This is a genomic window from Algibacter sp. (assembly GCF_049667265.1).
Lineage (GTDB): Bacteria > Bacteroidota > Bacteroidia > Flavobacteriales > Flavobacteriaceae > Algibacter_B.
In genome coordinates this window covers 1-1969 of record NZ_JBATHX010000394.1, presented here as the reverse complement: position 1 = coordinate 1969, position 1969 = coordinate 1, and the positions used below count along the sequence as shown (strand labels likewise).

The 1969-nt window shown below is 34.9% G+C and carries 1 protein-coding gene and 1 pseudogene; both read left to right on the top strand.

Going from position 1 to position 1969, the window contains the following annotated elements:
- A pseudogene (gene cysS / locus WBN21_RS13635) lies at positions 1–1371 on the top strand (cysteine--tRNA ligase); the annotation flags it as partial.
- 91 nt (positions 1372–1462) lie between these two features.
- Complete coding sequence (gene yidD, locus WBN21_RS13630) at positions 1463–1699, top strand: membrane protein insertion efficiency factor YidD (protein ID WP_424201185.1); 237 nt, start codon at positions 1463–1465, stop codon at positions 1697–1699.
- The last annotated feature ends 270 nt before the right edge of the window (positions 1700–1969 follow it).

Below are 1969 nucleotides of genomic sequence, written 5' to 3'. Positions count from 1 at the left end.
ACAGTTTATAGTAATGTGCATTTAGGAAATGTAAGAACCTTTATGTCTTTTGATATGGTTTTTCGTTATTTAAAGCATTTGGGTTATAAAGTACGTTATGTTAGAAATATCACAGATGATGGTCATTTATAAAATGATGCTGATGCAGGTGAAGATAAAATCACAAAAAAAGCACGTTTAGAGCAAATTGAACCTATGGAAGTGGTTCAGCGTTATACCGTCGATTTTCATAATTTAATTAATACATTTAACTTTTTACCGCCAAGTATAGAGCCTACGGCAACGGGTCATATTATTGAGCAAATTGAATTAATAAGTAAGATTATTGAAAACGGTTTTGCCTATGAAGTGAATGGCTCTGTTTATTTTGATGTGCATAAGTTTAATGAATCTTACGAATACGGAAAATTAAGCAAGCGTAAACTTGAAGATTTAATTCATAATACACGAACGTTAGACGGGCAAGGCGATAAAAAGAATCCACAAGATTTTGCACTTTGGAAAAAAGCCGAACCTCAGCATATTATGCGTTGGCCTTCGCCTTGGAGTGATGGTTTTCCTGGTTGGCATTTAGAGTGTACAGCTATGAGTACTAAATATTTAGGTGAACAGTTTGATATTCATGGTGGTGGAATGGATTTAAAATTTCCGCATCACGAATGTGAAATTGCACAAAACGAAGCTGCTAAAGGTGTAAGTCCTGTTAATTATTGGATGCATGCTAATATGTTAGAATTGAACGGACAACGCATGTCTAAATCTACTGGAAACACCGTTAATCCTGATGAATTATTATCTGGGAACAATACGTTTTTCAGTAAAGCTTATTCGCCTAGTGTTATTCGATTTTTCAATGCACAAGCTTCTTACCGTAGTGTATTAGATTTAACAGATGAAGGTTTACTCGCTAGTGAAAAAGGGTATTATAGATTGATGGATGCTGTTAATCTTTTGGATAGTTTAAAATCTTCAGATAAATCTTCAATAGACATAAATGCATGGAAACAGACGTGTTATGATGCTATGAATGACGATTTTAATTCACCTATTTTAATAGCACATTTATTTGAAGCTGCAAAGTATATTAATCAAGTTAAAGAAGGTTCTGAAACGTTAAATGACGAAGATTTAGCGCTTTTAAAAGAAACCATAAACAATTTTGTTTACGATGTTTTAGGATTAGAAAACACATCAAAAAACGATTCTGGAACTGATAAACTTTCTGGAGCTGTTGATGTTTTAATTCGATTAAGACAAGATGCCAGAGCAAACAAAGATTTTGCCTTATCAGATAAAATTCGTGATGAATTAGCAGAAGTTGGTATTCAGCTAAAAGATGGAAAAGACGGAACGACGTTCTCTGTGAATTAGTTTGTCGTTGGGTTAATTGTCGCTGAGTCGTTAGTTGTAAAGCTGTAAGACCAACTCCGACTTAACAACTAAACGTCATACAACTTAACAAATGAAAAAACTACTCATAGGACCTTTTTTGTTTTTGATAAAAGTGTATCAAACATTTATATCGCCACTAACTCCTGCTACTTGTAGATTCCATCCAACCTGTTCACATTACAGTAAAGAAGCTTTACAAAAACATGGATTATTTAAAGGTGGTTGGCTGGCTATTAAAAGAATACTGAAATGCCACCCATGGGGCGGCTCAGGATACGACCCCGTTCCAGATAAGGATGACAACTAAAAATGCCAACGCGCCAGCTCGCCTTTTCACTAAAAATGTACACCGTACATTTTCTTAACGCTCCATCGCCTTGGGGCGGCTCCGGATATGACCCAGTTCCGGAAAAGGAGGACAAATAAAAATGCCTACGCGTCAGCTCACTTGTCCGCTAAAAATTTACAACGCACATTTTCTTATCGCTTCATCGTCTTGTTTTTTTTTGTATACATAATTCTGATTTTAAATTATACTTCTAGCTTTTGAATTTGTATAGTTTTTGTACATTAATAC